The organism is Polynucleobacter sp. JS-JIR-II-c23 (assembly GCF_035011225.1).
In the GTDB taxonomy this organism is placed as follows: Bacteria; Pseudomonadota; Gammaproteobacteria; order Burkholderiales; family Burkholderiaceae; genus Polynucleobacter.
On the sequence record NZ_JAYGQT010000001.1, the window covers coordinates 1,411,032 to 1,436,416 of the forward strand.

Consider the following 25,385-nt stretch of genomic DNA (forward strand, 5'->3'; position numbering starts at 1 on the left):
AGACCTAGCTATTAATATTTTTTTGTAGAAAATTGAGCGTACGCTCCCAGGCCAGCTGTGCTGCTTCAGCGTTGTACTTTAGGAGAGCCAATCCGCGTGCATCCGATTTGGGGTTTGCAAAGGCATGCTTTGTATCGTAGCGGTGAAATTCATAATCCACGCCTGCTTGTTTTAGCTTTTGCTCCAACTGGTCTACACCAGCAATTGGGAAGAACTCATCATGCATAGCCCAGTGGCCTAACATTGGCTTGCTAATAGCATCCGCATTGACATATTCCAAAGGAGGATTGCCGTACCAAACTATAGAGGCATCGAGCTCCGGCACATTGCAAGCAGCCAAAATGGTCAGCGCACCACCCATACAAAATCCGGTTACTGCTACCTTTGCGCTACCAGTAGCTTTTAAGTACTGAACTGCACCTCGAATATCTTGACCAGCCGCATCACCAAAGTTTAGGTTGCCCATTAAATGCTCAGCTTCATTGGCTTCAATCGCCAACTTGCCACGATATAAATCCGGAACTAATGCGCGATACCCTGCTTTAGCAAGGCGATCAGCAACCGCCTTCACCTCATCATCAAGACCCCACCACTCCTGAATAACGACCACGCCAGGAGCGGTTGCTTTATCAACTGGCTCAGCCAAGTAACCCTGTACCGTCTGTCCATCGGGTCTTTTAAATTCAATCATGAGGTCTCCTTATGTTCTTTAGTTCTTACGCTTTTTTCGTATCCGAATGAATATATCCCACAACCCAAAAAGTGAGCAAGCCACAAATAGCAGCCCCATAACCAACTAGGTTGTAATGCTCCATCCTGCCATTAGTTGTAATTGTGACCACTAGGCCTGCTACTACTGATGCTATGCCGGAAGCTAACATCTGAACTGAGCCAATTAAGCTCATAAAGGTTCCCCGAATTTTGGGCTCTACCATTTGGCTCACAATAGCCATGGCCGGAATCATTCGGCCAGAAATCAAGACAAAGAAAGCGGTCTGATTAACAAGTACCACCCATAAAGGAACCGGTATTAAATTGGTTGTTACTAAGATCGGTATCAAACTAATGATGGCTAGTATGCGAAATACTTTGACCTTGCCATATTTATCCGCCATGTGTCCAATAAATCTTGAGCTCATCAAAGTCGCCAAACCGCCACAAAGATAGATCAGGGAAATGTAGGAATTTTCGATCCCAACGTTAGCGGTGAGATAGAGAGCAATATAAGGAATGACAGTAAATCCAGTCAGCATAATTAGCCCTACAAACAGAAAGGCGCGAAGATGGCGATGGGCAACAAAGACTTCGTAGATTTGCTTGAAGCGACTACCCTCCTGGACGTGATGCAAATGTCCAGAAATTTTAGGGATATAGCGATATCCAATCAATAGAATCAATATCGAGATGAGTCCAATAAACATAAACGGAGCGCGCCAGCCTAAAAAGCTAATGTGGTTGGCCAAGAACAAACTCAAAGGTACGCCTGCAACAGTTGAAACGGAGAAAGCAGCCATGACCGTACCCAGCGCCTTACCTCTGCGTTCAAAAGGAATGCTATCAGCCACAATCGTTTGCACCAAAGATCCTAGAATGCCTCCAAAGGCACCTGCGCATGCACGGGCGATAAATAGCATGTGATAGTTTGGAGCAAACCCACAAGCTATCGTTGCAATAATGAAGCAAATATACAAACGCAGAAGCAACTGCCTCCGCTCAAATCGATCAATGTAATAGGTGGCAAATACACCTGCGATCGCAGCGGCAAAAGTGTAAGAAGACAGCAGCAGACCAAATTGATGCGTATTGATATTGAGCTCCCGAATGAAATCAGGGCCCAATGGCATCATGATCATGAAATCCAGGATATGGGTGAACTGAATACCCGCCAATGAAAATAAAAAGAAGCGTTCTTGCTTCTTCATTTCGGCTGTGTGGGGGGCGTTATTCAAGGGCTACTTTACTTGGGTTATTTGATATGCCATTATCAACCCTGGTAAGAATATTTGCTGATCTGAACTTGATTAATATCCCCATAAATTTATGCTAATCACCCCCGACGCTATAACCCAATCAACCCTCGTGGGGATCCCCCTTCTCCCACTAATTAGGGATACTTTTTATGGAATAGCGGGTCTGATCATTATTCTATTTTTTCATGGCAGCGGCATTAATTTTGTCATCATGCGTTTTGAAAAATTTACCAATCAAAACCTCAAGAAAAAACAATATGACTGGGTATTTTTTCATTTCTACCTATCATTTCTCTTCATTGCCATTATTCATCTCATAGAGATTGTTATCTGGGCGGTTTACATTACGCAGATAGGTTTAATTGACAGTGGCATACAGGCCTTAATGTTTGCGGGGAGTTGCTACACCACCGTAGGCTTTGTTCCGGATGTCCTGCCGGCAGGCTGGAAAAGTCTGGCTTTCTTTATTTCCTTCTCCGGACTATTCTCCATTGCATGGACAACTTCAGGCATGATTGGAATGACTAGCTCTTATAAGGCAGCCTGGAACCTCAAGCACCATCAAAACGATCCTACCGCTTCTTAATGTAGTACCCATAGACACAACGATTACCGCCCCTGGATGGGTTGTGTGTATCGTGAATCACGCCATCAATAATTGCCGTGAGATGCTTGGAAACTTTAGCAATTAGTATTGCTTTGGGCAGCTCCTCAGGGCGTAGATGTACCTGACAGCCCGCCCCTACTTTCATGGTGGGCACCCATTCAAAACCTAAACCCACAATGTAATCATGAAATACATTCCGATGATTGCCATTCCTGGGTGATGAACCTTTGACATTGAGCCTTTTAGCAAGGCGGTCATTTTTTAGTTGGGCGTAACTCTCATTTGCCAGTCTTAAATCCTCATAGACCTGCATATAAGGCAGGCTTGCGGCAATGGCAATGGATCTCACAACGCAATCTCCTGCGCCGCCTTTAAAGCCAGCCGCCTCCCTACCGCCATCATTCAATTGAAATGGAAACTGAGAAGATTTAGAGAAGGGGTTTAGAAATCCAAACATTTGATTGTGCCCAATAAAAAATGGATTTGCTTTATGGGCAAATCCATTCTTTTTAGAGGCTTAGCGTACTTACTTAGCTTGAGCCTTCTTAACCTCTAAGCGCCATGCATGCAACAAAGGTTCTGTATAGCCATTAGGCTGCTCAAGACCTTTGAAAATCAGGTCACTCGCCGCTTTATAGGCATATGAATCTTGGTAGTTAGGCATCATTGGCTGATACAAAGAATCACCGGCATTTTGACCGTCAACCACTTTAGCCATACGTTGCAAACTCTCGTTGACTTGATCAGCAGTCACAATGCCATTGAGCAACCAGTTAGCGATGTGCTGGCTGGAGATACGCAAAGTCGCACGGTCTTCCATCAAGCCTACGTTATGAATATCAGGAACCTTAGAGCAACCAACACCTTGGTCAATCCAACGAACCACATAACCCAAGATACCTTGGCAGTTGTTATCTAATTCTTGCTGAATCTCTTCCTTAGACCAGTTAGCATTCTCAACTACTGGAATAGTCAACAAGTCGTTAATTAACGCTTCAGCTTCAGCTGCTGTATCGAGCTTTTCCATTTCTTTTTGGAGTTCAGCTACGTTTACTTGATGGTAGTGAAGCGCATGCAAGGTTGCTGCCGTTGGCGATGGTACCCAAGCGGTATTTGCGCCCGCTTTAGGGTGAACAATCTTCTGCTCAACCATGGCCTTCATCATGTCTGGCATTGCCCACATACCTTTACCGATTTGAGCACGGCCACGCAAGCCACAATCCAATCCTGCAAATACGTTACGACGCTCGTAAGCGGATAACCACTTGCTGGTTTTCATATCACCTTTACGCATCATTGGACCTGCATACATCGCTGTGTGCATTTCATCACCAGTACGGTCCAGGAAGCCAGTATTGATGAAGGCTACGCGCGCGCCAGCAGCAGCAATAGCTGCTTTGATATTGGCGCTCATACGACGCTCTTCATCCATGATGCCCAGTTTCACAGTGTCTGCTGGTAAGCCGAGTAATTTCTCAACACGCCCAAAGAGCTCGCCTGCAAAAGCCACTTCTTCTGGGCTATGCATTTTTGGCTTCACGATATAAACAGAACCCTTGCGAGTATTACCAATGGTTTGGCTTGCTGGACGATTGATGTCGTATAAAGCAATCAATACAGTCACTACCGCATCCAAGATACCTTCGTAGATTTCTTTACCTTCGCCAGTAATGATGGCTGGGTTTGTCATTAAATGACCAACATTACGCAGGAACAAGAGTGAACGGCCATGCAAAGTTACCACACCGTCTTTTGCATCAACAGCGCCGATACCGGCCTTGTACTTACGATCTGGGTTTAGTGAGCGAGTAATCGTCTTATCGCCCTTCTTCACTTCCTCAACTAAAGTACCTTTTAAGATGCCTAGCCAGTTTTCATAAGCAAGAACCTTGTCGTCACCGTCAACGGCAGCAATCGAGTCTTCCAAATCCAAGATAGTGGAGAGCGCAGCCTCAAGCACAACATCATTGATGCCTGCAGGATCGCTAGCACCAATCGTTTTTGTCTTATTGATTTCAATATCAATATGAACACCGTTATTGCGCAACAAGATAGAGCTTGGTGTTGCTGCCTCACCTTGGTAACCAACAAATTGCTTCTCATCAGCCAAACCTGTTGTAGTGCCGTCTTTTAATTTAACGGACAGCTTATTACCATCAACAGAATAAGCAACTGAATCACGGTGTGAACCTTTTGCCAAAGGCGCAGCCTGATCCAAGAAATTACGAGCGTATGCAACTACTTTTGCGCCACGAATTGGGTTGTAAGCGCCAGTCTTGGTTGCGCCATCTTCTTCTGAGAGAACATCAGTGCCATAGAGGGCATCGTATAAAGAGCCCCAACGTGCATTAGCAGCATTTAAGGCATAGCGTGCATTAAGTACCGGGACCACTAATTGAGGACCAGCTTGCAGAGCCAACTCATCATCTACATTCTTGGTGGTTGCAGTAATTTTTCCTGGGACATCAACTAAGTAGTCGATCTCTTTCAAAAACTTACGGTATGCAGGCATATCCTTGATTGGGCCTGGATTGGCTTGGTGCCATTTGTCCAAATCCAACTGAATGCGGTCGCGCTTTGCGAGCAAGGCATCATTTTTTGGTGTGAGGTCTTTCACGATCTCATCAAAACCTTTCCAAAAATCGGCACTCTTAATACCGGTACCTGGAAGTACTTTGTCTTCGATGAATCGATATAAGGGAGTTGCCACCTGGAGGCTATTGCAAGTAGTGCGCGCAGTCATGTTGTGAACCTTTGTCTCTAAAGCGAAAGTTAATAAATATGGTTAATTAAATATTTTCCATCAATCCTGGAAAGGATGCTGGAGGAGAATGGTTTCATCACGCTCTGGGCCTGTTGATACCATTGCAATCGGCTTACCAGCCACTTCCTCGATACGACGGAGGAACTTTTGGGCTTCAGCAGGCAACTTATCCCACTCGCGGATGCCAAAGGTTGTACCCTTCCAGCCCGAGAAATCCTCATAAATTGGCTCGCAACGGGCAACTGATTCTGCACCACGTGGCAATACATCTAACTTCTTGCCATCAAGGTTATAACCAACGCATAAGCGGATAGTTTCAAAGCCATCAAGGACATCTAACTTAGTAATGCAAAGACCAGATAAGCCGTTAATCTGAATCGAGCGCTTCAATGCAGCAGCATCTAGCCAGCCAGTACGACGTGGGCGGCCAGTGACAGAACCAAATTCTTTACCCACTTCAGCCAAACGCACGCCAATCGGATCTTGTCTTGCTGGATTGTCATGGTCATACAGCTCACTTGGGAATGGACCTGCACCAACGCGTGTGCAATACGCCTTCGTAATACCTAGAATGTATTGCAAGGAGTCTGGTCCAACTCCTGAACCTGCAGCAGCATTACCTGCCACACAGTTACTGGAGGTTACATAGGGATAGGTGCCGTGATCAATATCGAGCAATGTGCCCTGCGCACCTTCGAATAACAAGTTTTGACCAGATTGCTCGGCAGCATACAAAGCACTGGATACATCCACCACCATTGGCTTGAGACGCTCTGCATAAGACATCGCTTCGGCTAAAGTCTTCTCATAGCTGACTGGCTCAGCACCATAGTAGTTAGTGAGCATGAAATTGTGATATTCCAAGTTCTCACGCAACTGCTCTGCAAATTTTTCTGGGTAGAACAAGTCTTGCACACGCAAAGCACGGCGAGCTACTTTATCTTCATACGCAGGTCCGATGCCACGACCTGTTGTGCCAATCTTTGCCTCGCCGCGCTTCTTCTCGCGAGCATGGTCAATAGCTACGTGATAAGGCAGAATTAAAGTGGTTGCCTCAGAAATCTTGAGTCGAGACTGAACATCTAAACCAGCAGCCTCGAGCTCGCCGATCTCTTTAAAGAGCGCCTCTGGTGAAAGCACCACGCCATTACCGATATAGCAAATCACGTTTTTATGCATGATTCCAGAAGGAATCAAGCGCAGAATGGTCTTCTTGTCGCCGATGATTAAGGTATGGCCAGCATTGTGTCCACCTTGAAAGCGAACTACTGCTTGTGCATGGTCAGTCAACCAATCCACCACCTTACCTTTGCCTTCATCACCCCACTGGGTGCCAATGACAACTACGTTACGACCTTTGGTTTGCTGCTTTGAAGACATAATGAAATCCAAAAAGATAATTACAAAATAAGTTAACTACTTAACGCCAAATTGATTGCTTTACTTCTTTTTTACTTCCCAAGAACTGCCCTGCTTCACCAGCTCTCGATCACATTCATACTCGGCAGCTTGAGCTACCGCTCCCACTGGAATCTGTATCACTACTTCGCCCTGACTTCTCAAAGTGGCGATTGCCCTGCTTAACTCAGCATCCTCAACCCAAGGAGCAATGATTGCCGTCTTGCGCACATTCACGGGTGACAAGTTTGCTAGAGTCAAAAGATCTAATGAGAACCCAGTTGCAGGACGAGGACGACCAAAGGCCTGACCTACATGATCGTAACGACCACCTCTGGCAATGGGCTGAGGCAATTGATCAACATAAGCCGCGAACATCACACCACTGTGATATTGATAGCCACGAAGATCGGCCAAATCAATACTGAGCTCTAAGTTGACAGATAACTTCGCCGCAGCCAAAACCAAACGCTCCAGGTCTGCCAAAGCTTGGTCAATTGCTACGTGCTTAGGCAGGCCTTTCTTAGCCTTTGCCAACACTTCAGCGCAAGGGCCATTTAACTCGGTCAAGGCCATCAGTGATTTAGTAACATTTGCAGGTAAACACGCCGCCCACTGACTTAAACGAGGGCGATCTTTACTTTGCAACAATCCATATAAGGTCTCAATGGTTTCTTTATCTAAGCTCTGACCATCTAAGATGCCTGTCAGAATGCCGGCGTGCGATAAATCGAGATAAACTTTCTTTAAACCCGCAACTGAAAGCGTTTTGAGCAATAAGGTAATAGCTTCTAGATCCGCTTCCCAAGTCGCACAACCATAAATCTCGGCGCCCAACTGCAACTCTTCGCGCGCTGAGCTCCCAACTGGTGTGCGAGCGTGCGCAACAGATCCGGCATAGCAAAGACGAGTAACGCCATCACGATTTAATAGGTGCGCATCAATGCGGGCTACTTGCGGGGTTATATCAGCACGTAGGCCTAAAGTACGGCCAGAGAGTTGATCTACTAATTTGAAGGTCTGCAGATTAAGATCGGAACCAGTACCGGTCAATAGAGAGTCTAAAAACTCCAGAATCGGAGGCGCAACCAACTCATAGCCATAGGATTGATACAAATCCAAAATGGCACGACGCAATGACTCCACTTTGCGAGCCTGCGCAGGCAAAACGTCTGCAATATCTTCAGGAAGTAACCAGCGATTCATGATGTGGACTATTCGCTTTCTTATTTTTTGTGCAGGAACTTGAAGAACTCGCCATTGGGCTCAACCACCATAATGTCTTTCTTATCCTTGAAAGAACTTCTATAGGCCTCTAGGCTTTGATAGAACTGGGCAAACTGAGGATCGCGCCCAAATGCTTCTGCATAGAGTGCTGTTGCTTTAGCATCGCCAGCGCCTTTAATCTTTTGGGCATCGCGATAGGCCTCTGCCAAGATCGTATCGCGTTGACGCTCTGCATTCGCGCGAATCTTGTCGGACTCTGCAGCACCAGTAGATCGGAGCTCATTCGCTACACGCTTACGCTCTGCTTCCATACGACGATAAACAGAATCACTGATTTCCGCTAAGAGATCAACACGCTTCAAGCGCACATCAACAATCTCTACACCGATATCAGCAGCATCATCAGCGACTTTTTTACGAATACCCTGCATCACCTCTTCACGCTGATCAGAAATTAACTCACGCACAGTGCGTTTCGTAAACTCTTCATTCAGGGCGGAACGAACTAATTGAGTTAAGCGGTCCTGAGCTAAGCGCTCATCGCCTTTGAAGCTAATAAAGAACTTCCGTGGATCGACAATGCGCCACTTCACATAAGAATCTACTAATAAGTTTTTCTTCTCAGCAGTAATAAAACGCTCTGCTTCTGGATTATCGATTGTCAAAATACGGCGATCAAAGAAACGCACGTTTTCAAATGGCGCTGGAAACTTTATTTGTATGCCCGGCTTCTCAATCACGCGAACAATCTGTCCAAATGAGAACACCACGGCGAACTTACGTTGATCAACGACAAAAATACTAGAAGACAGAATATAAATCAGCGCAATAAAGCCAATACCTGCTGCGATTAAACGATTGGCATTCATTATCTTGACTCCCGATCACGACTACGGAGACCATCACGTTTATCGGTAGAGTTATTCACAGCTGACGCTGGGGTTACGGGAGTAGCACTGGAAGTTGGGGCTGGAGTATTTACTCCAGTGGCACCACCAACTGTCACGCTACCAGTTGGAGTGTTGGTACCAGACTGATTTGTCTGTGTGTTTGCCGCTTGAGCACTTTCAGCACTCACCTGTGCAACGATCTTATCAAGCGGGAGATATAAGAGACTATTGCTCTTGGTGGTATCAACCAAGATTTTGGTCACGTTGTTATACATCTCACGCATGCTATCGATATACATACGATCACGCGTTACTTGTGGTGCCTTTGAGTACTCCACCAAAATTTGCTTAAAGCGCGTGGCATCACCCTCTGCAGTAGCAACTACACGAGCCTTGTAGCCCTCAGCCTCCTGAATGAGGCGGGCTGCAGTACCTTTGGCACGGGGAATAATGTCATTGGCATAAGCCTGACCCTCACTCTTCAAGCGCTCCTGGTCTTGGCCTGCTTTGACTGCATCGTCAAACGCTGCTTGAACTTGTTCAGGCGGTTGAACGTTTTGCACAGTCACACTGGTCACATATATGCCCGTTTTGTAGCTATCCAAAATCTTCTGAATTGAGTTGGCTAAATCAATACCAATCTTTTCGCGCCCTTCATACAACACGGTATCCATTTTGCTGCGGGCAACAATCTCCCGTACTGCAGTTTCTGCCGCTTGCACAACCGCAGTATCAGGATCACGGTTATTAAATAAATAATCCGTAGGATCCTTGAGGCGGTATTGCACAGCAAAGCGCACATCGATGATGTTTTCATCTTCTGTGAGCATGGAGGAATCTTTTTGATTGGTAGCCTTGATCAACACAGGGCGACCGACCTCTACCGAGCGAACGCCTGAGAGATTGACAGTCTCTTCAGCCTGAATCGGCCAAGGCATATGCCAATTAATACCCGGCTTAGCGGTGTAATCGTATTTACCAAAAGTCAGAATAACGCCGGCCTGCCCTTCTTGAATAATGAAGAAGCCACTGCAGATCCACACAAAGAAGACCAGCGCCCCAGCAACCAGAATGCTCGCTTTCGATCCAAATGGATTGCTGAAATTAAAGTTAGGAGTATTGATGCCGCCGCTACCGCCATTTCCGCGTTGCGAAGGTGGAGGAATATCAGTGCTGTTTGGTTTATTCGTTGGCTTGCCAGTAGGGCTACCTGTTGCACCTGGTGTTTTCTTGCCACCAAAGATGCCGGCAATTCTGTCATTGAAGTGGCGCCATAGCTCGTCCAAGTCTGGTGGGCCATCTGGCTTCGCTGGCTGATTCGTTGGTTGAGTTTCTACCGGTTTATTGGTTTCTGGATCTGCCTTGGGAGCTTGTTCATTTCCCTGCCCATCTTTGGCATCTTTGGATCCACTGGAATTGTGGCTATTGCCCCAACCTGGATCATTGACCGAAAACAGGTCGAGAAATTTACGCATCATTTGAAAAATAGCTTCGCTTGGCAATCGGATTAAATTCAGAAGTTTCTGGTCGTTCGGGTAAAGGCTCTAAAAACTCATCCGGGGCCAATTGCTTCTTGGCACGGTTGTGCTCGACCCTTATTCTATCAGTCATTTGGGAGCATTCGGCCAAGGCTGAACGGAGTAAATCAAGGCCCAAGCCCGTCTTGGCTGACAGGAAAACCTGGCTCGGAATACCCTCCCCATCGCGCTCTAAAACAGCCCCACGGGTGAAGGTTTGAGGCATCTGGTCGATCTTATTCATAACCTCGATACGGGGGATGTCATCTGCCCCGATTTCCTCCAAAACCGCCTCAACTTCCGCTTTTTGCTCCCTGGCCACAGGGCTACAGGCATCAATAACATGCAAAATCAGGTCGGCATGGATGGTTTCATCCAAAGTAGCCCTAAAAGCCTCCACTAACTGGTGAGGCAAATCCCGGATAAATCCAACCGTGTCAGAGACGACAATGGAACCAACCCCCTCCAAATGGACCCTTCTAGAGGTGGTATCCAGGGTGGCAAATAACTGGTCAGCTGCATAAGTTCCAGCTTTGGTTAGGGCATTAAATAATGTCGATTTACCGGCATTGGTATATCCAACTAAAGAGACTGAAAACACATCCCGACGATTTCGGGAACGTCTTTGGGTTCTTTGCTGACGCTGCAGCTTTTCAAGCTCATTTTCCAAGCGCTTTGCTTTGGTAGCTAGCATCCGACGATCTAACTCCATTTGAGTTTCGCCAGGACCGCCACGCACACCAATACCGCCGCGTTGACGCTCCAAGTGACTCCAAGCCCTCACTAAGCGTGACATGCGATAGCGGACTTGTGCAAGCTCAACTTGAGTCTTACCAATATGACTTTGCGCTCTTTGACTAAAGATATCCAAAATCAAGCCCGTGCGATCCATCACATGAAAGCCAATGTGACGCTCTAGATTACGTTGCTGAGTTGGGGAAAGTGGGTGATTAAAAATGGCAAGCTCTGCGCCTTGCTCCTCCATCACCCTCTTGAGTTCATTAGCCTTGCCAGAACCAATAAATAAGGCGGGGTCGGTTTTGCCTTTACGTGCAATAACGCTGGCTGCAGGGATAGAGCCGGCGCTGTCAGCCAAAAGACTGAGCTCAGCCATGCTATCCGCAAAATCCTCGCGTCCTGTATCTACTCCAACCAGAACGGCGCGCGCCGCATCTACTCCAGTTTTATACAGGGCTAGCTTCTTCCAAACGGAAATCAATCGCACGAGCGGGAACGATCGTGGAGATTGCATGTTTGTAAACCATCTGTGTCACGGTATTTCGCAAGAGGACAACATATTGATCAAACGATTCAATATTGCCCTGCAGCTTAATGCCATTTACGAGATAGATTGAAACAGGAACATGCTCTTTGCGTAATGCATTGAGGAAAGGATCCTGAAGTAATTGAATTTGTTTGTTATTCATACTGCCCCTTATTTATCTTTTGTTAGCTACTTTTTTGGGAGTCTTGCTTTTTTTAAATACCAGTTCACTGCAAACCTTCACTACAAACCATTTATTACGAACTACTCAATCAGTCCTCTATATTGGGCTGATTTTTGAAAAAATCAAGCCCATTTCGAATGAAGGATAAAACTCAGCTCAAATTAACGCTTTTTGCCTTTTTTACCCTTATCCGCTTCTACGTAGGGGTTTTTAGCGGTATTCATCTGAATGCGCAGAGGAGTACCGCGTAATTTAAAGACATCCCTAAAGCGACCTTCTAAGTATCGCTTGTAGCTATCCGTCACCCCACTCAAGGATGTGCCATGAATGACCACAATTGGAGGATTCATGCCCCCTTGGTGGGCATAACGCAATTTAGGACGGCCCATACCAACGCGTTTAGGCTGTTGATGCTCAATTGCCTCTTGCAAAATCCGGGTTAAGCGTGGGGTTGGTAGTTTTGCCATTGCTGCTGCATATGCAGAATCCACATCCTTAAAGAGTTCCTTAAGGCCTGTACCCTTTTTAGCGGAGATTGGGTGCACATTTGCAAAATCGAGGAAGCGTAGCTTTTGTGCAATCTCCAATCGAGCACGCTCTTTTACATACGCATCCAAGCCATCCCACTTGTTCACTGCAACCACTAAAGCGCGGCCAGCTTCCACAATAAATCCAGCGATGTGCGCATCTTGCTCAGAAATATCTTGCTGAGCATCTAACATCAAGATCACCACATTACAGTCAGCAATCGCTTGCAATGTTTTAACAACAGAAAACTTTTCAATCGCTTCAAAAACTTTTCCACGGCGACGCAAGCCTGCGGTATCAACCAAGATGTAAGGCTTGCCATTGCGCTCAAACGGAACTTCGATCGCATCACGAGTTGTGCCTGGCATATCAAATGCAATGACACGCTCTTCACCGATTAATTTATTAATCAATGTTGACTTACCAACGTTAGGGCGCCCTACTACGGCGATCTTCATTGGACGATTTGGATCGTTAGCTAATTCATCTTCATCTGGCTCTGCAATGCCCAGAGAATCCAATGCGTCGTCGATCAAGCCACGCACACCATCACCATGCGCTGAAGAAATTGGGAACGGCTCGCCTAAACCAAGCTCATGGAAGTCAGCTGTGACAACGCCAGCCTGCATGCCTTCTGTTTTATTAACTGCGAGGATGACTGGTCGGCCAGTCTTACGTAAGAAATCGGCGATGACGCGATCTTGTGGCGCCATACCGAGGCGACCGTCAACTAAGAAAATCACAATGTCAGATTCAGCAACGGCTTGCTTAGTCTGCTTTGCCATCTCAGCAACAATGCCGGTTTTGGCTACTGGCTCAAAACCGCCGGTGTCTACACAAATAAAAGCACGCTCACCAATACGACCTTTGCCGTAGTGTCGATCTCTGGTTAATCCAGAAAAGTCCGCCACCAATGCATCACGTGAACGCGTTAAGCGATTAAAGAGAGTCGACTTTCCCACATTGGGACGGCCGACGATAGTGATGACTGGATTCATTTTGGACTGTACGCCGCTATTTTTCCACCTTGAGATTGAACCAAGATGAGGCCACCTACCGCAATGGGGGCAGCCGAGATTGGACTACTGTCGTGACGAATACGCGCAACCATCTCGCCATTCGCCTGTGAAAATGCATGGATATAACCTTGAGCATCACCCATGAGCAGCACTCTGCCCACCGCAAGCGACTCACCAACATCACGGAATGTCAGCTGCGTGTTTTCCCAAACTTGAGTGCCATCTTTAGTTGCAAAGGCGGTGACATAAGACTTATCGTTTGCTGAAAAAACCATGTCGGTGCTTTGTGAGGTACCGGTATAACTTGAATAGTCTTTGAACCATAAAAGGTTACCTGTACGAGCCTGCCCGCAACCAATGCGTCCTTGATAAGAGACTGCGCAGAGGATATCGCCTTCCATACTTGGCTTAGCGGTGACATCATTTAAGCGCTCAATCTCTGAGAAGCCCTTAGGAAAAGAAACGGGCGTCTCCCAAACTAAGCCACCATTAGCAATGGCAATCATGCCAAAGCGACCACCGGTGAAACCAGTAACAATGACTTCATTGCCAATAGCCAGCATGCCGTAGCCGACACGCAATGACAATGCGGCCTGTTGACGCTGATAAGTCCATTTTTTAGCGCCAGTTAGCGCATCCAGTCCAATGAAGCGATTGTCTAGCGCACGCACTACAACAACGCCACCGGCTACTACTGGCTCACTTAATACTTCGCTACCAACACTGACATTCCACATCGGCTTGCCAGTATCGTCATAGGCGTAGACCATACCTTTGGTGCTTACCGCTACAGTAGTCCGGCCATCAGAGCCAGGACCAATAGACAAACGCTCAGGAACAGATACAGACCAGAGCTTATTGCCGGTTGCTAAATCAATCTTCGCCAAGTTCCCACTATGAGAAGCAGCGTACACCGCATCGCCAGCAACAATAGGATGAAAGTTAAAGGATTCAGATGAACCAATGCTAGTTGACCAGACAGGCTGCAAATCAAATTGATTGGTAACGGTCACTAAATCAGCGGGCTTCCTTACTCTGGAGCTACCAGAGCATGCGGCTAAAGCAATTACCACGGCACCCAATACCAAGGCGGAGCCTAAGCGCATCGGTAAACGCTTCATTTCTTTAGTCATCACTGAGCAACTCCTCCAACAGCATCTAATTTAACCTTGAGAAGGCGGCGCGCTTCTTCAGGAAATTCTTTTGCTTGGTCTAATTTTTTCCAGGCTTCTTGATAGCTTACTTTAGCTTGCTCATTTTTCTTTTGCGCTAAATACCAATCCCCACGACGCTCAAGCCATAAAGATTCAAAACCAGCAATCGGTTTCTCATTCAAGATTTGATCTGCCTCTGCAAAATCTTTTTCACTGCCCTGCTCAATTAATTGAGTTACTAAGCGTAATTTCGCCAATCCAAGATAACCATCATTAGATGCATTTTTTGCCGCCCAACGCAAATACTCCAAAGCTTTTGCGCTATCGCCTGCATCTGATGCAATTCGTGCAGCAATCAAACTAGACATTGCTGCGTAAGGTGTACGGCCAAAATCTTTTTGCAAGTCATCTGTTGCGCGCAGAGTCTGGTCTTTATCGCCTTTAGCAATGGCACCTACCATCGTTTCATAGAGCTTAGACGCTTCGAGTGCCTGACTATTGCGCCACCATTGATAGCCACTGTAAGCAGCATAAGCAAACAACGCAACTGTAACGACCCCAGTAATAAGGTTGCGGTACTTTTGCCAAAACGCTTTGAATTGGTCTAATTGTTCTTGTTCTTCTAGATCTAAAGGCATGTGAATCCAAACTCATTTAATAGGTAATTAGTGTGTATTAGCTTAATTCTATTCGGAGGCGCCTACTAGGGCATCAATTGCCGCCCCCAAGACATCATCCAGAGGCACGGACTTCTGCTCACCCGTACCGCGCAAGTCCTTGAGTTGCGCCTCATTCTTGGCTAATTCATCAGGCCCAATAATGACCGCAAAGGCAGCCCCACTACTATCAGCCTTCTTCATTTGGGACTTAAAGCTGGCCGATTGACCGTCAGGAGGACAGAATAGGATGGTATCGATTCCAGCGCTCCGCAAGCGTTCAGCGATGATCATGGCGGCAGTCAAAGTCTCGCCACCTTGATGCAATACAAAAATATCGCATTGAGCCTGAGCTTCTGGCAATGATCCGGAAACCTTCATTAATTCTAGAACCCGCTCCATACCCATGGCCCAACCACAAGCTGGCGCAGCTTTGCCACCCATACGCTCAATTAATGGGTCATAGCGTCCACCGCCAGCAATAGTGCCTTGAGCACCTAATTCATCAGTCACCCACTCAAATACAGTGAGGTTGTAGTAATCAAGACCGCGAACTAAACGAGGATTAATTTTGCAGGGGATGTTATTTGCTTTAATTAATGCCTGCACTGCATTGAAATGCTTTAGCGACTCTTCGCCCAAGAAATCCAATAGTTTTGGTGCACCTTCAATCAATGCCTGCATCTCTGGATTTTTAGAATCCAAAATACGCAAAGGATTGGTAATGAGACGGCGCTGTGAATCTTCATCGAGCTGCGCTTGATTTTTCTCAAAGTAAGTTACCAATGCGGCGCGGTGCTCGGCACGCTCAGGAGCCTGGCCTAGGGAGTTTATTTCTAAACGAACGCCCTTCAACCCTAACTCATCCCATAAGCGCTGACCCATCAGAATGATTTCAGCATCAATATCAGGTCCGGCAAAGCCTAAGGCCTCAATACCAAACTGGTGGAACTGGCGATAGCGACCACGCTGTGGGCGCTCATGACGGAACATCGGTCCGGTATACCAAAGACGTTTAGGTCCCTCGTATAACAAATTGTTTTCAATTACAGAACGCACTAAAGCTGCAGTGCCTTCAGGACGTAAGGTGAGTTGCTCGCCGTTTAAGCGATCCTCGAACGAGTACATCTCTTTTTCAACAATATCAGTAACTTCTCCGATACCACGCTGAAATACTGCAGTTGCCTCAACAATGGGTGTTCGCAAAAACTCATAGCCGTAAGCACGAGTCAAATCACGTAATACATGCTCAAGATGAGCCCACTGCGCAGCATCTGCTGGCAGTAAATCATTCATACCGCGCACGCCATTTATCTTTTGCATTTTCTGGACTTTGGTTTGCTTGTTCTCGTCAGTCATTTTTATTATTCTTCTTGTTAAAGCTTGGCAGCGTAGTTTTGTTTGACATAGTCATCTACGATCACCTGAAACTCTTCGGCAATTTTCTCACCACGCAGCGTTTTGACTTTAATTCCATCGACAAACACTGGGGCAGCAGGGGTTTCACCCGTTCCAGGCAATGAAATACCAATATTGGCATGCTTACTCTCGCCTGGGCCATTCACGATACAGCCCATCACGGCGACGTTCATATTCTCTACACCAGGATGGGTTTTCTTCCATACAGGCATCTGTTGACGCAAATAAGACTGGATATTCGCCGCCAACTCTTGGAAGGTAGTACTAGTAGTTCTGCCGCAACCTGGGCATGCAATCACCATCGGAGTGAAATTACGCAAGCCCATGGTTTGTAATATTTCTTGGGCAACAATGACTTCATTTTCACGAGGAGCACCTGGATCAGGCGTCAATGAAACGCGGATTGTATCGCCAATACCTTCTTGCAACAAAATACCCATTGCCGCTGTTGAAGACACGATACCTTTACTGCCCATACCTGCTTCAGTTAGACCTAAGTGCAGCGGATAGTCGGAGCGACGAGACAGATCACGATACACAGCAACTAAATCTTGAACATTGCTGACTTTGCAAGAAAGCAAAATTTGATCGGGGTTCATACCAAACTCAACTGCTTTTTCGGCCGACTGCAAAGCCGACTGAATCAAAGCCTCAATCATCACTTCTTGAGCAGTTTTTGGATTTGTTAGGGCTGCATTGCTATCCATGATCGAAGCCAGAAGCTCTTGATCCAAGCTACCCCAGTTCACACCAATTCGAATAGGCTTATCGTACTTGCAAGCAGCTTCTATCATTTGTGCAAATTGTGGATCGCGCTTGGCGCCCTTACCCACATTGCCTGGGTTGATGCGGTACTTCGAGAGCGCTTTGGCGCACTCCGGAAAATCATTTAATAAAGTATGGCCGTTGTAGTGGAAGTCGCCAATCAACGGTACCAAAACATCCATCTTGTCTAACTGCTCACGAATATAGGGAACTGCGGCAGCCGCCTCTGGAGTATTGACAGTGATACGCACCATCTCTGAACCAGCGCGAGCTAATTCCTTTACCTGAATTGCAGTACCCACTGCATCCGCAGTATCGGTGTTCGTCATTGACTGTACGCGCACTGGCGCATCTCCGCCAACGGTAATGATGTTGGTTTTCCAGGCAACGGTTGCTTGACGCGTTGCACGCTTAGGGGATGGGCCTAGCGGAAGTGGTGGCAATGATTGATTAGAGCTCATTAGGATCTATGGATTGGGTTCTAATTTTTTTACTTAAGCTTTTTGAGCCACTCGATGGGATGCTCGTTTGGTCCCAGATTGGTATCTTCGTCAAGCTCTTCATCCGACTCAAGCTCTGTGAGCTCGATCTCAGCATTGTGAACAGCGCGTTCACGCACACGAGTACGGTCGACTACATCCCCTGCTAGCTGTCCACAGGCGGCAGCAATATCATCACCGCGCGTCTTCCGTACAGTAGCCACCATGCCCGCATCTAAAAGGATGCCGGCAAAAGCATTGACGCGTTGGGCTGATGAGCGCTTGAGACCGGACTCTGGGAAAGGGTTAAATGGAATGAGATTAATTTTGCACTTAATGTTTCTGAGTAAGCGTACTAATTCTTTTGCCTGGATATCGGAGTCATTCACACCATCGAGCATGCAATATTCAAAGGTCAAGAAATCTCTTGGTGCAAATGGCAGGTAACGTTCGCACGCATCAAGCAATTCACGTAGAGGATATTTTTGATTGAGTGGTACCAATTGATCGCGTAATGCGTCATTGGGCGCATGTAATGAAACTGCCAATGCTACTGGGCAATCTTGTGCGAGACGATCAATCATCGGCACTACACCCGATGTAGAAACTGTCACACGACGGCGTGATAAACCGTACGCTCTGTCATCCAGCATCAAGCGCAATGCAGAAACCACATTGTCATAGTTGAGCAAGGGCTCACCCATGCCCATCATCACCACATTAGAAATCACACGACCAGTGTGCTCCCAACCTGGCGTTGGAAACTTTTCTATTCTGCGAATAGCATCAGGGTCATTACGCAAAAGATGTTCAGCAAACCAGAGTTGGCCAATGATTTCACCGGAAGTCAGATTGCGTGAGAAGCCTTGATGCCCAGTTGAGCAAAAACGGCAATTGACTGCACAGCCAGCCTGAGAAGAGATACACAAGGTGCCTCGATCATCCTCAGGAATAAACACAGACTCGACTGCATTACCAGCGCCCACATCCAATAGCCACTTGCGTGTGCCGTCATTGGCGTGCTCATCTTTGATAACAGGGAGGGAAAGTACTTCCGCTTTATCTAACAAAGTTGCTCTAAAGCTTTTTGCTAAATCACTCATATCATTAATGTCAGCTACACCGCGTTGGTGTATCCACTGCATGAGTTGCTTTGCCCTGAAGGGCTTTTCATTCAACCCCGCGACATACGCTGCCATTTGGTCAGCGTCAAAATCTAAGAGATTTACGCGCGGGGAGGTCACTGCGCCTACTTATAAATTAAATAGGTTGTTCGTTTTCAATCGTTGATTAACGATTGAAAACATTCATACCAGGGAAGAAGAATGCAACTTCCACAGCAGCTGTTTCAGGAGCATCAGAACCATGAACTGCATTTGCATCAATGCTGTCAGCAAAGTCAGCACGGATTGTGCCTTTTTCTGCCTTCTTCGGATCAGTCGCGCCCATCAAGTCACGATTCTTAGCAATAGCACCTTCGCCTTGCAATACTTGAATCATCACAGGACCAGAAATCATGAAGCTCACCAAATCTTTGAAGAAAGGACGGTCTTTATGAACGCCATAGAACTGCTCAGCTTCATTTTGTGACAAATGCGCCATTCTGGAAGCAATGATCTTCAAACCAGCGGATTCAAAACGGTCATAGATTTTGCCGATGACGTTTTTAGCGACAGCATCAGGTTTGATAATAGAAAGGGTGCGTTCAATTGCCATGCAAGACTCCAATAGTGATTTCAAAGGTATTTGCTAGGTGAGGTCAATAAGCCGCCCCACTCCAGCGACCCCCGAATTATACATTGCCTGACCGTATTTACCCCTATGTCTGTAGGGCTAAGCCCTTGAATTTACAGGGCATAAGCCTTTAATTTGTAGGTCTTTTCTGTGGGGGCTTGAAATTAGGGTGTTTTGTCTATACTTAAGCTCAACAGCCCTTCATGGGCTCTTGTATTAACTATGAAAAAGAAGGAGTCAATATGAGTGATCTGAACTCTTACGGCTTTGGCCAAACCGGCTCAATTAGCAATGTCCAGGTGCGCAACCGCGTTCTCCGTAATACTTATGCCCTCTTGGCGCTCTCCATGGTTCCAACTGTAATTGGCGCCTGGCTTGGAGTTGCTATGGGTCTTGACCTATTCTCAGGCAGCCCCTTTATTGGCTTCATCGTCTTCATGGCGGTAGCCTTTGGCTTCTTCTGGGCAATTGAAAAGAATAAAGATTCCGGCGTTGGTGTTCTCTTGCTCCTGGGCTTCACCTTCTTCATGGGCATCATGATGTCCCGCTTGATCGGGTTCACGCTTAATAGCTATAGCAATGGTGCGACCCTCATCATGCTGTCCTTTGGTGGCACCGCCGCCATCTTTGCCACGATGGCAACCATTGCCACTGTAAGCAAGAGTGACTTTGCTGGTATGGGCAAATGGCTTATGGTTGGCGTGTTACTCCTCATCGTTGCCTCATTGGCAAACATCTGGTTGCAATTGCCAGCTTTGATGTTGACTGTGATGGTGTTAGCCATCGCCATCTTCTCAGCCTTCATCTTGGTTGACGTGCAACGCGTTATCAATGGCGGCGAGACTAATTACATCATGGCTACTTTAGCTATTTATTTAGATGTGTATAACGTCTTCACCAACTTACTTGCCCTCTTGGGTATTGTTGGTGGCAATCGAGATTAAGGGAGATTAAGACACGCTAAAACTTTAGTGTGTTGTTCTCATCAGGCGCCTGCGGGCGCCTTTTTTACTGCTGCTATTTAGTCTGTTTGTTTAGCTAAATAATTAAGTCGCTACAAACATACTGACAGCATAGGATAGCGCAACCAAAATCAATAAGATTGCAAAACTATCTGAGGCCTTCATGACACTCTCCCGAAGATAAAAAGTTGAGCAGCAACACATCACTGCACAAGCCCAATCTACTCTTCTATAAGACATGATTTTTAGGGCGCCGCACCAGCATCAGGCTAAATGCACTAAATATGGGCAATACTTGCGGAAAATAGAACTAAATTAGGAGTTTGTGGGGCTATAGACGATCAAATACGGCCATAGACTCCACATGGGAGGTATGGGGGAACATATTAATAATGCCCGCACTGCTTAAGGTGTAGCCCGCTTGATGACACAAGATTTCCACATCCCTCGCCAAAGTTTTAGGATTGCACGATACGTAAACAATGCGTTGTGGTAACAATTCACTTTGCGCAATTTGCAACTCTTCAAGCGCTTTACAAATCTCCATCGCACCCTCGCGCGGGGGATCCATTAACCAGCGCTCTGCTTTGCCCCACGATGCAATTGTTTCTGTTGTGACTTCAAATAAGTCACTCTGCATAAAGCTGGCTTTATCAACGAGTCTGTTATGTTTTGCGTTGGCTTTAGCTCGAGTCGTCAAACTCTCTAAACCCTCGATCCCTAAAACCTGTTTTGCTTTTCTGGCAAGAGGTAATGTGAAGTTGCCAATACCGCAAAAGAGATCCAATACTCGATCTGTTTCTTTGACTTCAAGCAATCGAATCGCCCTGCTCACCAATGCACGGTTCATCATGTGATTTACCTGTGTGAAATCCGCAGGCTTAAATGGCATCTCGACCTCAAACTCAGGTAGGCGATAACAAAGCTTGCCGGTCTCAGGGTAAAACGGTGCAACAGTCTCAATGCCCTTAGGCTGGAGCCATATCCAAACCTGGTGCTGATCAGCAAACTGTCGGAGAAGTTGTTCATCCTCAACAGTTAAAGGTTTGAGATTACGAAACACTAAAGCGGTAACTGGCTTTGATTTTTTAGGGTCATCTGATTGCGCATCCTCTGGCTCGCCAACTGCAATCTCAATCTGTGGCATACGGTCAACGATCGATAACCCCATCACCAACTTGCGCATCTCGGGTAATAAGTCTGATACGTGCTTAGGCAAAATTTCACAAGCTAGCATGTCAGCTACATAGCCACTCTTGCCCTCATGAAAACCAATCAGTACCGTACCTTTTTTAATGGAGCGATTTACAACGCTTAGACGTGCTCGGTGGCGATATTCCCAAGTAGGTCCGCCCATCGGGCGCAGAATTTCTTCAGGCTTTACTTTGGCAATATGCTGCAAGTCATCTTCAAGTACACGCTGCTTCATCGCTACTTGCGCCCTGATATCGAGATGCTGCATGGTGCAGCCGCCACACACACCAAAGGCTTTGCACTTAGGTTCCGCCCTAAAAACTGCAGGCTTCAGAATGTCACGTACTTTGGCTTTGCTAAAACGCGCTTTATTGCTTGTGATGGTGTAGGTTACTAATTCAGTTGGCAGCGCACCTTTAATAAAGATCACCTTACCGCTTTGACCTTGGGCGGCCTCCTCTTCATTAGGGGCTAGGCGTGCAATCCCCTGGGCATCTAAATCCAGCGCTTCGACTTTAATTGGCTCAGTCACCTCAATATTGACTGGCTTATCCCCTCTACGCATCCGCAGAAAAACCTTGGAGATATTCTTGCCACTGACCGCCGTTAGGCTCTTTAGATTCTTTTTCTAAATAAGCCTTCACGAAATCAATTTCTTCTTGATATTCAGCATCAGAAAAGCCGCCACGCAGCAATTGAAAACGACAGTACATGAGATAAGTATTGACCACATCGGTCTCGCAGTAACGGCGGATGTCATTAATCTTGCCATCCTGATACGCGGGCCATACTTGGCTGCCGTCCATGCCCATTTTGCCCGGGAAACCACACAGCTTTGCCAATCCATCTAATGGTGCATTCGCACGACCATTGAATTTAGCCAATAGATCCATCATGTCGAGATGGCGCATGTGATAACGACTGATGTAGTTATTCCACTTAAATTCTCGGCTATCAGAATCTTGACTCTCACCCATCTCCCAGTAGCGCGGAGCTTGAACATGATTGGCTAAGGCGCGATAGTGCAGCACGGGCAAATCAAACCCGCTGCCATTCCAAGAAACGAGTTGAGGGGTGTATTTTTCGATGAGATCAAAGAAAGCTTGTATTAAGACCTTCTCATCATCCTGCGGAGTCCCTAGAGTGCCCACTTTAATTTGTGGCAAACCTTCTTTAGTAGTCCTGCGGATCACACAAGAGATAGCAACAATTTTTTGCAGAAACAAGGGTAGAAATTCACTACCGGTCTTTTCTGCGCGCTCAGCCATCACTTTGCTAGCAACCTCGGCATCACTCATGGAGTCTGGAAAATCTTCCAGACGACGCAATCCAGCGACATCTGGAATGGTTTCAATATCAAATACAAGAACGGTCGCCATGGCGCCTACCCTAGACCAACAACATTACTGCAGGTACGGCGTTGGATTAACTGGTTTGCCGTTAACGCGTAACTCGAAATGAAGCTTGGCTACAGTAGTGTCCGTATCGCCCATCTCAGCAATCCTCTGACCCTTACGCACGGTATCGCCCTCTTTTACCAAGAGCTTACTGTTGTGGGCATAAGCAGTGAGATAGGTGTTGTCGTGCTTAACAATCACCAGATTGCCATAGCCACGCAAACTATTACCTGCGTAGACTACTTTGCCATCAGAGGCGGCAAGAACTGGCTCGCCGACCTTGCCGGCAATATCGATACCTTTGTTAGTTTCACTGAACTCACCAGTAACCTTGCCTTTTGCAGGCCAAGATAAATGAATACCTGGCTCAGCAACTACCTCGTTTTTTGCTGGCTCAGGAGTAGAAGCTACTGAATCTGATTTTTCAGAAGATGGTTTTTTCTCAGCCACTTTTGCAGGCTTAGTTCCTGCTGGTGCTTTAACCATAATCAAGTCACCCACTTCAATCACATTCGGATTAAAGCTAGGATTAGCTGCTTTATTCCATTGAACTACATCACGCGGCGCCTGACCGTGGTCCAAGGCAATGCGCGCCAAGGTGTCACCTTTTTTAACGCGATAGTAACCAGGGGGCGCAGGCTCACTTGAGCCACCACTACGATCAGTCACGCTAGCAGGCTTAGTGCGAGGTGTAGAGCATCCAACTATCAACATCAAAGATGAGGATATGAGTGCAACGAGGAAAAGTTTTAATGAAGTGGATGGCATCAAATTGGGTTCTGAATTGGTGAATTCATCATAAATCTCATACTACCCCTGATTGTAAGGGTACAAAAAAGACCCCGTCCAGTACAGTTCTTTGATAGCGCTGGGAACTCATTCTTTCAACCATTACCAGCTGCTGCTCTTTGTCATTTTTGGCGACTGGGGCTACTAGGCGCCCACCTATCGACAACTGATCTAGCAAGGCGTCCGGAATACCCAAGCCAGCTGCAGCCAAAATAATCCCATCAAATGGAGCGGCCTGAGGCAAACCTAAAATACCGTCGCCATAGATCAAACGAAGGTTGTTAATGCGAAATGGGCGCAACTTAGCTCTTGCCATGTCATGCAGCGGACGAATACGCTCTATGGAGTAAACCTCATCCGCCAATAAACTCAGTACCGCCGCTTGGTAACCACAACCAGTGCCAATCTCTAATACTTTGCCAAGTTTATGTTTGGGTTTATGAAGCAACTCAATCATGCGTGCTACTACTGATGGCTTAGAGATAGTCTGCTCATGCCCAATTGGTAGAGCAGTATCTTCGTAGGCTTGTGCATGCAATCCAGCATCCATAAAAGCGTGCCGAGGAACAGTAGCAATCGCCTCTAATGTTTTACCGTGCTTTACTCCGCCAGCATGTACTTTTGCTGCAAGGGCCTGCCGATAAGCAGCAAAGCGTTCGGTTGGAGCTTTCAACCGCGATCCCAACCATTTGCGCGCATCGCTGCTAAACGAGCATGGTGCGTTAAATCGAGTTGCATTGGCGTAATCGAAATACATCCTTCAGCAATCGCATGAAAGTCCGTACCCTCCGAACCCTCTTTCACATCGCCCGCAGCGCCGATCCAGTAGATCTTCTCACCACGTGGACTGTCTTGCACCACTACTGGTTGAGAGTGATGACGATTGCCAAGACGCGTTACACGCCAGCGATATAAATCAGCATAAGGACGATTAGGGATGTTGACGTTCAATAGCGTTGCTGTACCCTCAGTACGAGCCAAGGCAGAAACCAACATTTGGGCCACTACATCATGCGCTGCTTTAGCGGCATCTTCAATGCGATTCCAGCCACGATCAATTTGTGAGAAAGCAATACCTGGCACACCAAACATCACGCCCTCAACTGCGGCAGCGACCGTGCCAGAGTAAAGCGTATCTTCGCCCATGTTCTCACCTTGATTGATGCCAGAGATCACTAGGTCAGGTTTCTCATCCAAAAATCCGGTCATGGCAACGTGCACGCAATCGGTTGGTGTGCCATTGACAAAGAAAAAGCCATCCCGCTCGCCACCAGCAACGCGATGTATCGACAATGGTCTAGATAACGTGAGTGAATTCGAGGCACCGCTATGGTTCTGCTCAGGAGCAATCACGGTAATGCGTCCCAAAGGGCGCACTGCATTGACTAAGGCCAACAAGCCAGGAGCCAAATAGCCATCATCATTGGAGACCAAGATGTGAGGTTGACGATTGCTCATAGGAATTGGC

Annotated in this window: 23 protein-coding genes and 1 pseudogene; 2 read left to right on the forward strand and 22 right to left on the reverse strand. The window is 46.8% G+C overall.

Translation table 11 applies throughout. The features are described from left to right. Nucleotides 1–4 precede the first annotated feature (4 nt). Nucleotides 5–691, reverse strand: coding sequence for a dienelactone hydrolase family protein (locus VC159_RS07165; RefSeq protein WP_323473166.1), 687 nt, complete (start codon nucleotides 689–691; stop codon nucleotides 5–7). 25 nt (nucleotides 692–716) lie between these two features. Then, entirely contained in the window at nucleotides 717–1,922 is a 1,206-nt protein-coding gene (locus VC159_RS07170; protein WP_215360350.1) for an MFS transporter, read from the reverse strand. Between the two features lie 259 nt (nucleotides 1,923–2,181). Between VC159_RS07170 and VC159_RS07175 the strand changes: the two genes are divergently transcribed. Then, the gene (locus tag VC159_RS07175) at nucleotides 2,182–2,556 is read left to right on the forward strand and encodes a hypothetical protein (RefSeq protein ID WP_323473167.1); all 375 of its coding nucleotides are present in this window, start codon (nucleotides 2,182–2,184) and stop codon (nucleotides 2,554–2,556) included. On the opposite strand, the gene VC159_RS07180 is transcribed toward VC159_RS07175, so the two are convergent. The 15 genes from VC159_RS07180 to ndk form a co-directional block, all read right to left on the reverse strand. Next, nucleotides 2,543–3,034 (reverse strand): hypothetical protein, encoded by a 492-nt coding sequence (locus tag VC159_RS07180; protein ID WP_215359851.1) that lies wholly within the window; start codon nucleotides 3,032–3,034, stop codon nucleotides 2,543–2,545. The two genes, VC159_RS07175 and VC159_RS07180, sit on opposite strands and share 14 nt — an antisense overlap. Before the next feature lie 69 nt (nucleotides 3,035–3,103). Further along, a complete protein-coding gene (locus VC159_RS07185; protein WP_323473168.1) occupies nucleotides 3,104–5,320 on the reverse strand; it encodes a malate synthase G in 2,217 nt (738 codons plus the stop codon). Nucleotides 5,321–5,380: 60 nt separating this feature from the next. Continuing rightward, nucleotides 5,381–6,721, reverse strand: a complete 1,341-nt coding sequence (locus tag VC159_RS07190) for an adenylosuccinate synthase (RefSeq protein ID WP_215359848.1) — start codon at nucleotides 6,719–6,721, stop codon at nucleotides 5,381–5,383. 60 nt (nucleotides 6,722–6,781) lie between these two features. Continuing rightward, nucleotides 6,782–7,945 carry an ATP phosphoribosyltransferase regulatory subunit gene (locus VC159_RS07195; protein WP_323473169.1) on the reverse strand — a complete coding sequence of 388 codons (1,164 nt, stop codon included), beginning with the start codon at nucleotides 7,943–7,945 and terminating at the stop codon, nucleotides 6,782–6,784. 20 nt (nucleotides 7,946–7,965) lie between these two features. Beyond that, on the reverse strand, nucleotides 7,966–8,835 hold the full coding sequence (gene hflC, locus VC159_RS07200) for a protease modulator HflC (RefSeq protein ID WP_323473170.1): 870 nt from the start codon (nucleotides 8,833–8,835) through the stop codon (nucleotides 7,966–7,968). Continuing rightward, on the reverse strand, nucleotides 8,835–10,334 hold the full coding sequence (gene hflK, locus VC159_RS07205; protein ID WP_323473171.1) for an FtsH protease activity modulator HflK: 1,500 nt from the start codon (nucleotides 10,332–10,334) through the stop codon (nucleotides 8,835–8,837). Before hflK ends, hflC begins: the two co-directional genes overlap by 1 nt. Continuing rightward, nucleotides 10,324–11,598 carry a GTPase HflX gene (gene hflX / locus VC159_RS07210; RefSeq protein WP_256441486.1) on the reverse strand — a complete coding sequence of 425 codons (1,275 nt, stop codon included), beginning with the start codon at nucleotides 11,596–11,598 and terminating at the stop codon, nucleotides 10,324–10,326. Before hflX ends, hflK begins: the two co-directional genes overlap by 11 nt. Continuing rightward, the gene (hfq, locus tag VC159_RS07215) at nucleotides 11,558–11,800 is read right to left on the reverse strand and encodes an RNA chaperone Hfq (protein ID WP_068321135.1); all 243 of its coding nucleotides are present in this window, start codon (nucleotides 11,798–11,800) and stop codon (nucleotides 11,558–11,560) included. The genes hflX and hfq overlap by 41 nt, the downstream gene beginning before the upstream one ends. 182 nt (nucleotides 11,801–11,982) lie before the next feature. Then, a complete protein-coding gene (der, locus tag VC159_RS07220) occupies nucleotides 11,983–13,347 on the reverse strand; it encodes a ribosome biogenesis GTPase Der (RefSeq protein ID WP_072582172.1) in 1,365 nt (454 codons plus the stop codon). Beyond that, nucleotides 13,344–14,501 carry an outer membrane protein assembly factor BamB gene (bamB, locus tag VC159_RS07225; RefSeq protein WP_323473172.1) on the reverse strand — a complete coding sequence of 386 codons (1,158 nt, stop codon included), beginning with the start codon at nucleotides 14,499–14,501 and terminating at the stop codon, nucleotides 13,344–13,346. Before bamB ends, der begins: the two co-directional genes overlap by 4 nt. Continuing rightward, complete coding sequence (locus VC159_RS07230) at nucleotides 14,501–15,160, reverse strand: tetratricopeptide repeat protein (protein ID WP_323473173.1); 660 nt, start codon at nucleotides 15,158–15,160, stop codon at nucleotides 14,501–14,503. Before VC159_RS07230 ends, bamB begins: the two co-directional genes overlap by 1 nt. A 48-nt stretch (nucleotides 15,161–15,208) precedes the next feature. Further along, entirely contained in the window at nucleotides 15,209–16,537 is a 1,329-nt protein-coding gene (hisS, locus tag VC159_RS07235; protein WP_323473174.1) for a histidine--tRNA ligase, read from the reverse strand. 17 nt (nucleotides 16,538–16,554) lie between these two features. Further along, complete coding sequence (gene ispG / locus VC159_RS07240; RefSeq protein ID WP_323473175.1) at nucleotides 16,555–17,823, reverse strand: flavodoxin-dependent (E)-4-hydroxy-3-methylbut-2-enyl-diphosphate synthase; 1,269 nt, start codon at nucleotides 17,821–17,823, stop codon at nucleotides 16,555–16,557. 29 nt (nucleotides 17,824–17,852) lie between these two features. After that, on the reverse strand, nucleotides 17,853–19,085 hold the full coding sequence (gene rlmN, locus VC159_RS07245) for a 23S rRNA (adenine(2503)-C(2))-methyltransferase RlmN (protein ID WP_323473176.1): 1,233 nt from the start codon (nucleotides 19,083–19,085) through the stop codon (nucleotides 17,853–17,855). Between the two features lie 46 nt (nucleotides 19,086–19,131). Next, a complete protein-coding gene (gene ndk / locus VC159_RS07250) occupies nucleotides 19,132–19,557 on the reverse strand; it encodes a nucleoside-diphosphate kinase (protein WP_071465494.1) in 426 nt (141 codons plus the stop codon). A 260-nt stretch (nucleotides 19,558–19,817) separates the two neighbouring features. Here ndk and VC159_RS07255 point away from each other — a divergent pair, with 260 nt between their 5' ends. After that, nucleotides 19,818–20,519 (forward strand): Bax inhibitor-1 family protein, encoded by a 702-nt coding sequence (locus tag VC159_RS07255; RefSeq protein WP_323473177.1) that lies wholly within the window; start codon nucleotides 19,818–19,820, stop codon nucleotides 20,517–20,519. 349 nt (nucleotides 20,520–20,868) lie between these two features. Here VC159_RS07255 and rlmD read toward each other — a convergent pair whose 3' ends face one another. From rlmD to surE, 5 genes and pseudogenes are all read right to left on the reverse strand, one after another. Beyond that, complete coding sequence (gene rlmD / locus VC159_RS07260) at nucleotides 20,869–22,296, reverse strand: 23S rRNA (uracil(1939)-C(5))-methyltransferase RlmD (RefSeq protein WP_323473178.1); 1,428 nt, start codon at nucleotides 22,294–22,296, stop codon at nucleotides 20,869–20,871. Continuing rightward, nucleotides 22,289–23,110, reverse strand: coding sequence for a 3'-5' exonuclease (locus tag VC159_RS07265; protein WP_323473179.1), 822 nt, complete (start codon nucleotides 23,108–23,110; stop codon nucleotides 22,289–22,291). Before VC159_RS07265 ends, rlmD begins: the two co-directional genes overlap by 8 nt. Before the next feature lie 24 nt (nucleotides 23,111–23,134). Beyond that, nucleotides 23,135–23,896, reverse strand: coding sequence for a peptidoglycan DD-metalloendopeptidase family protein (locus VC159_RS07270; protein WP_323473180.1), 762 nt, complete (start codon nucleotides 23,894–23,896; stop codon nucleotides 23,135–23,137). A gap of 37 nt (nucleotides 23,897–23,933) precedes the next feature. Further along, nucleotides 23,934–24,557: pseudogene (locus tag VC159_RS07275) on the reverse strand (protein-L-isoaspartate(D-aspartate) O-methyltransferase); the annotation flags it as partial. A 29-nt stretch (nucleotides 24,558–24,586) separates the two neighbouring features. After that, nucleotides 24,587–25,375 carry a 5'/3'-nucleotidase SurE gene (gene surE, locus VC159_RS07280; RefSeq protein WP_215363112.1) on the reverse strand — a complete coding sequence of 263 codons (789 nt, stop codon included), beginning with the start codon at nucleotides 25,373–25,375 and terminating at the stop codon, nucleotides 24,587–24,589. Between the last annotated feature and the right edge of the window lie 10 nt (nucleotides 25,376–25,385).